This is a genomic window from Streptomyces sudanensis (genome assembly GCF_023614315.1).
Taxonomy (GTDB): domain Bacteria; phylum Actinomycetota; class Actinomycetes; order Streptomycetales; family Streptomycetaceae; genus Streptomyces; species Streptomyces sudanensis.
This window is the reverse complement of record NZ_CP095474.1, coordinates 2786276-2792657: the sequence shown is the minus strand read 5'-3', so window position 1 is coordinate 2792657 and position 6382 is coordinate 2786276. Positions and strand designations below refer to the sequence as shown.

4 protein-coding genes and 1 pseudogene are annotated in these 6382 nt (G+C 72.6%); 3 read left to right on the top strand and 2 right to left on the bottom strand.

Translation table 11 applies throughout. The features are described from left to right. Window positions 1–5 precede the first annotated feature (5 nt). Together MW084_RS12975 and MW084_RS12970 are read left to right on the top strand one after the other, a co-directional pair. The coding region (locus MW084_RS12975) for a hypothetical protein (protein WP_275563601.1) at window positions 6–185 on the top strand (180 nt) is incomplete at its 5' end. A 770-nt stretch (window positions 186–955) separates the two neighbouring features. Further along, window positions 956–2272 carry a DUF2079 domain-containing protein gene (locus MW084_RS12970; protein WP_039830058.1) on the top strand — a complete coding sequence of 439 codons (1317 nt, stop codon included), beginning with the start codon at window positions 956–958 and terminating at the stop codon, window positions 2270–2272. Between the two features lie 213 nt (window positions 2273–2485). Here the strand turns inward: MW084_RS12970 and mshD are convergent, their stop codons facing one another. Beyond that, the gene (mshD, locus tag MW084_RS12965; RefSeq protein WP_010475502.1) at window positions 2486–3457 is read right to left on the bottom strand and encodes a mycothiol synthase; all 972 of its coding nucleotides are present in this window, start codon (window positions 3455–3457) and stop codon (window positions 2486–2488) included. A 182-nt stretch (window positions 3458–3639) separates the two neighbouring features. Here mshD and MW084_RS12960 point away from each other — a divergent pair, with 182 nt between their 5' ends. Beyond that, a complete protein-coding gene (locus MW084_RS12960) occupies window positions 3640–5466 on the top strand; it encodes a bifunctional metallophosphatase/5'-nucleotidase (protein WP_039830056.1) in 1827 nt (608 codons plus the stop codon). Window positions 5467–5593: 127 nt separating this feature from the next. Here MW084_RS12960 and MW084_RS12955 read toward each other — a convergent pair. Then, window positions 5594–6358 (bottom strand): annotated as a pseudogene (locus MW084_RS12955) (S1C family serine protease); the annotation flags it as partial. Window positions 6359–6382 lie beyond the last annotated feature (24 nt).

Below are 6382 nucleotides of genomic sequence, written 5' to 3'. Positions count from 1 at the left end.
GNNNNGAAGATTTACCTGTCAATTACATGGGAAGCGAATGCGTCGTTCTCGACATGGGAATCGGCCACCCGGCGTGTTCTCCTCGAATTTCGAGACGGGTGACTGCAAGTGCCTCCCGGGTTGGTCGCGATATGGCTCACGTCACAGGGATTTTTGATTTGTTCGCGCTGCGCATGAAGATTTGAGGGGGGTAGTGTCTGCCGCGGCGCGGGGTGCGCCCTCGCGCATGCCGCGGAAGGGAAAGTGCGTCGAACATGGGGAAGGCCGCCTTAGCTCTCGGCGGGATAGCGTTGACCGCAATATTTTTCCGGGCGGATGCCGCCCTGGCTTCTTGCGCACCCGCCTGCGACGGTGGGGCTTCCGGCAGTGGGCCCGGAAGAAGAAACCGGGCGGCTGCTGCCGTGCGGGACGGCCGACCGCTTCCCGGTGCCTGGACCGGAGCGCCGCCGAAGGCGTGTGGATGAACCTTTCCGGCGGCGGTCGCCGCCAAGGGGCCGAGCCGAACGGCGATACGCACGGCTGCCGTCGGTACGGCGCCGCGTACGGCGAATGCTCGGCCGGCAACCACGAGAAGGAACTGTGCGTACCGGCGTGCGACACCGGGCGCTGGCGCCGGTGACCCTTCGGGTGCACCGCGATCCGCCTGGGCGGCCGGGCTTTCCCGGGGCGCCGGGTCATACGAGCGCGATCGGTGCAGGTATGCCCGAAACGGAGACGGGCGGTAACTGATCGGGCGGTCTTCGATTCCGCGCCGATCGAGTCGGAGAACCCGCACATCGGCAGCATGCGTACGCCGGTGTCCGCTGGGCTGGAAAAGCCTCGGCTCGTTTTGGCGGGTTTGCCGGCGGGCCAACGTGAGGATGGAGAAATGTTGTCGATCGCCCCTTCGCCGAACCGTGCCTTCTTCGGTGTCGCGATCACGCAGCCAAGGGGTCCCCGGACATCTCCCCGGGTCGTGCCGGCTCTGGTGTCGGCGGCGGTTCTCCTCGGCCATGCGCTGTTCGCCCTGCGGGAGCACCGGCGGTTCGGTACCACCGGTTACGACCTCGGCATCTTCGGGCAGGGTGTCCGGGCCTACGCGGAGCTGCGCATGCCGGCCTCCGAGATCAGGACGGCCACCGCGCCGGCGGCCTTCCTGGGGGAGGCGTATCCCCTGCTGGGGGACCACTTCCATCCGATCCTGGCACTGCTCGCGCCGTTGTACGCGCTCGTGCCCCGTGTGGAGTCCCTGCTGATCGCGCAGGCCGCGCTGGTGGCCGGCTCGACCTATGTGATGGCGAGCGCCGCCGGCCGCCATCTCGGACGGCCGTGGGCGGCCCTGTCGCTGGGACTCGCCTACGGCCTCTCCTGGGGACTGCAGGAACTCGTGGCCTTCGACTTCCACGAAGTGGCCTTCGCCGTACCGCTCCTGGCCCTGGCGTGCGCGGCGTACCTCGACGGCCGGTGGGTGGCTGCCGCGTGGTGGGCGTCCGGTCTGCTCCTGGTCAAGGAGGACCTGGGTCTCACCGCGGCCGTACTCGGCCTCCTCCTGCTCCGCCACCACCGGCGAGCCGGGCTGGCGCTCTGCCTCGGCGCCACCGCGGCCACGGGTCTCGTCACGCTGGTCGCGATACCGGCGCTCGCCCCCGACGGCCAGTACGGCTACCTGACGCAGCAGTACTCCCACGGACTGCTCGACGGCTGGTCGGTCAAGAGCCAGACCCTTGTGGCGCTTCTGGCGGTCACGGCCGGGCTGGTCCTCCGCAGCCCTCTCGCCCTTCTCATGCTCCCGACGTTGGCGTGGCGTCTCACCTCGCCCAATCCGGCCTACTGGGATGTGGCCCTGCACTACTCCGCCGTTCTCATGCCCATCGCCTTCGCCGCCCTCATCGACGCCTTACGCAAGGACACAAGGCTGCCCGTCTTCATCCCCTTGGCCGTCATGGCGCTCATGTTCCCGGCGAAGCCGTTGGGGGATCTGGTCACGCCGGAGTTCTGGCGGGTGGGCCCGCGGGAGTCGGCGGCTCGCGCAGCGGTGGACCGGGTGCCCAGCGGGGTCGAGGTGGCCGCGAGCAACAGTCTGGCCCCGCACCTGACCGACCGTACCCGCACCTATCTCGCCGTACGGCGGGTCCTCCACGAGCACACGGACATCAGCTGGATCGTGGTGGACACGCGCGACCCCTTCCCGGCGGGTGAGGCCGCGGCGGTGGCGCAGACGGCCGAGGCGGCGGGCTGGACGCGTGTCCACTCGGAGCACGGCATGGTCGTCCTCACGCGTCCGGCGGGGTAGGTACCGCGGGCCGTCCCGCGGGACGCACGGGGCCGTTTCACCGTGACCGCGGAGCCGTGAGGGGCCGCTTCACCCGTCCGCCGCCTCCTCCGACGGGAAAGGCCCTCCGGACGAAAAAGGCCCTCCGGCCCCGGCGGTGCGGGCGGAGGGCCTTCTGGCCCGCTCCGGGGGCGGGCCGCTCGGGGCGGCGGCTCCCGGGGGGTGTCGTCGGGGTCAGGTCTCCGTGCGGTACATGAGGTCCACCTCGTGGGTGGTGAAGCCCATCCCCTCGTACACGCGCAGCGCCGCGGTGTTGTCGGCGTCGACGTACAGCATCGCCGTCGGCAGGCCCCGGGAGGCGAGGTGGCGCAGGCCGATCGCGGTGAGGGCCCTGCCGAGCCCGCCGCCCTGCGCGTCGGGGGCGACGCCGACGACGTACACCTCGCCGAGCCGCTCCTCGGCGTGCACCTTCGTCCAGTGGAAGCCGGCCAGGGCGCCGTCGGACTCGCGCTCCGCGAGGAAGAAGCCCTCCGGGTCGAACCACGGCTCGTTCTTGCGGTCGTCCAGGTCGCGCTGGGTCAGGGCGCCCTGCTCGGGGTGGTGCGCGAACGCGGCGGCGTTGACGGCGAGCCAGGCGGCGTCGTCCCGGCCGGGGACGAAGGTGCGGACCGTGATCCCGGCCGGCAGCACCGGCTCGGGGACCTCCAGCGGGACCAGGGGGCGGCGCAGCTGCCGCAGCTCCCGGAAGAGGGTGAGGCCCAGCACCTGCGCCAGGTGGCGGGCGGCGGGCCTGCCGCCGTGCGCCCACACCCGCAGCCGCTTGCCCGACTCCGCGAGCAGCGCCGAACCGAGCGCCCGCCCGTGGCCGCGGCCGCGCTGCGAGGGGGCGACGACCAGCTCGGCGGCCGGGGCCTCGACCGGGTCGGTGTCCTCCAGCTGGGCGTAGCCGACGAGCCGGTCGGACACGGAGAGCAGCAGGTGCCGCACGCCTTCGCGCCTCCCGCCGCCGCCCTCACGGTCGCCGCGTGCCGCGGTGAAGGCCTTCAGCTGGAGCCGGCCCTGCTCGGACACGGCCTGCATGCCGTCGGCGCCGGCGGCGTCGGCGAGCAGGTCGAGGACGTCCCGGGCCTGTTCGGAGGTGAGTTCGTCGAAGATCTCGATGCGGCGACCCGCCTCGGGGGCTGTTGCGCGAACGTCAGTGGTCATGGGGAGGAGCCTACGGCGGAGGGCGCGGCCCGGGGGGTGATGGCAACCAGGTCGTAACCCGGCCGACCCTGTTGTGCTACGCGCGTTGACCATAGGCTGCGCTCGGCAGACCAGGAGCCATGACCCCGGCGTCGTCTGACGGCACGTGAGGTCATGTGGCGTCAAAGGGGAAAAACGGACAAATGTCAGCTACGCGGCACAAGAAGCCCATGGGGCGGCGGATGCTCGCCGCCGCGGCCGGCGTCGCCACCCTCGGCGCTCTCGTGGCGGCCCTCCCGGCCGGCGCGGCCGAGGGGGCCGGCGCGGACGGCCGGACGCACGGCGGGAACGGGAAGGCGATCGGACGCACCGTCGACGTGCAGTTGCTCTCCTTCAACGACCTGCACGGCAACCTGGAGCCCCCGGCCGGCTCCTCCGGCGAGGTCACGCACGTCCACCCGGACGGCACCGCCGAGAAGATCAAGGCCGGCGGCGTCGAGTACCTGGCCACGCACCTGCGCGACGCCCGCGAGGGCAACCGCTACTCGATCACCGCGGCGGCCGGCGACATGATCGGCGCCTCCCCCCTGATCTCCGGCCTGTTCCACGACGAGCCGACGATCGAGGCGCTCAACAAGCTGAAGCTCGACGTCAGCTCGGTCGGCAACCACGAGTTCGACGAGGGCGCGGCCGAGCTGGCCCGCATCCAGAACGGCGGCTGCCACCCCGTGGACGGCTGCGCCGAGGGCACGCGGTACGAGGGCGCCGCGTTCCCCTACCTGGCCGCGAACGTCACCGACGAGAAGACCGGCAGGCCGGTCCTCGACCCGTACTTCGTGTGGCAGAAGGACGGCGTCCGCATCGGCTTCATCGGTGTGACCCTGGAGGGCACCCCGAACATCGTCAACGCCGAGGGCATCAAGGGCCTGAAGTTCGGCGACGAGGTCGAGGCGATCGACAAGTACACGAAGATCCTGGAGCGCCGGGGCGTGAAGTCCGTCGTCGCCCTGATCCACGAGGGCGGGATGCCGGCCTCCTCGGCGTACAACTACGACTGCGACAGCCCCGGTCCGGGCGACGGGATCTCCGGCCCGGTCGCCGAGATCGCCAGGAAGCTCAACCCGCAGGTCGACGCCCTGGTCACCGGCCACACCCACCAGGCGTACGCCTGCACCGTCCCCGACCCGGCGGGCAAGCCGCGCACGGTCACCTCGGCGGCGTCGTACGGCAGGCTGTACACCGACACGACCCTCACCTACGACCGCGCCACCAAGGACATCGTCCGCACCGCCGTCACCTCCGCGAACCACGTGGTCACCCGTGACGACCGGGCCAAGGACATGACCGACCTGATCGCCAAGTGGAACGGCCTCGCCGCGCCGATCGCCAACCGCCCGGTGGGCCACATCACCGCCGACATCGACGGACGCGGCTCCACCGCCTACGAGAAGCCGCTCGGCAACCTGATCGCCGACGCCCAGCTGGAGGCTCTCGCCCCGGCGGACAAGGGCGGGGCGCAGATCGCCTTCATGAACCCGGGCGGCATCCGCGCCGACCTGGTCCACGCCAGGTCCGGCAGCGAGGCGGCGGACGGCATCGTGACGTACGGCGAGGCGTACACCGTCCAGCCATTCACCAACATGACGACCACCGTGGACCTGACCGGCGAGCAGATCGTCACCGCGCTCCGGCAGCAGGTCAGCGGCGCGAACGAGGCGTCGCCGAAGATCCTCCAGGTGTCGCGGGGCTTCACCTACACCCTGGACATGACGAAGACCGGTGCCGCCCGCGTCGACGCCTCCTCGGTGCGGCTGAACGGCGAGCCGCTCGACCCGGCCAGGACGTACCGCGTCGCGATGAACGAGTTCCTCGCGGGCGGCGGCGACGGCTTCCCGGTCCTCGGCCAGGGCCGGAACAAGCTGGTCGGCGCCTCCGACCTGGAGGTCTTCATCGCCTACCTGGGTGCGCACTCCTCGGCGGACGCCCCGCTGGCGCCGCCGGCGACGGACCGGATCAGGGTCGTCCGGTAAGCACGCCGGGCGTGCGGGGGCGGCGGGCCGGACCGGGCCGCCGCCCCTTCCCGTTTCCGCCGCCCGGTCGCGGCCTCCCGCCGCCCGGTCGCGGCCTCCCGCCGCGCGCACCGGCGGCGTGCGCGGATCAGTCGCCGCGGAGGTCGTCCAGGTCGGCCTTGAGGGTGTCGACCGGGATGGCGAAGCCGAGGCCGACGTTGCCGGCGCCCGCGGGGTCGTCGGCGGTCTGCGGCGAGTACATCGCGGCGTTGATGCCGATGACCTCGCCCCGCAGGTTGACCAGGGCGCCGCCGGAGTTCCCCGGGTTGAGCGCGGCGTCGGTCTGGATCGCCTTGTACGTCGCCGGTGCGGAGGTGCCGCCGGACGGCCGGTCCCGCTCCCCGGCCGGCCCGCCGCCGTCCGCGGCGACGGTCACCTCCCGGTCGAGGGCGGAGACGATGCCGCTGGTCACGGTACCGGTGAGGCCCTCGGGCGAGCCGATCGCGAGGACCTGGTCACCGACCCGGACCGTGTCGGAGTCCCCGAGCGCCGCCGCCTTGAGGCCCTCGGCGCCGCGGAGGCGGATCAGCGCGAGGTCCTTGGCGGGGTCGGTGCCGACCACCTCCGCCGTACGGGCGGTGCCGTCGCCGAGCCGGACCTCGATCCCGGAGGCGTCGGCGACGACGTGGTGGTTGGTGACGACCTCGCCGTCCGCGGTGATGACCACGCCGGACCCGGTGGACTCCCCGGCGCCGGAGGCGGCCCGGATCTCCACGATGCTGGGGGCGACGGCCCGCGCCGCCCCGGCGACCGTGCCGTCGCCCGACCGCGAGACGACCGCTTCGGCGGCCCCCGCGGGGGCGTGCGCCGTACCGGCGGCCGCGAGGCCCTGGGCGAGCGCGCCCGCCCCGCCNCCGGCGAGGGCGGCCGCCGGTAC

Excerpts from the sequence above, each read along its gene's own strand:
- mshD (WP_010475502.1), bottom strand. The coding sequence starts at position 3,457 with ATGACCACTGACGTTCGCGCAACAGCCCCCGAGGCGGGTCGCCGCATC.
- MW084_RS12960 (WP_039830056.1), top strand. The coding sequence starts at position 3,640 with ATGTCAGCTACGCGGCACAAGAAGCCCATGGGGCGGCGGATGCTCGCC.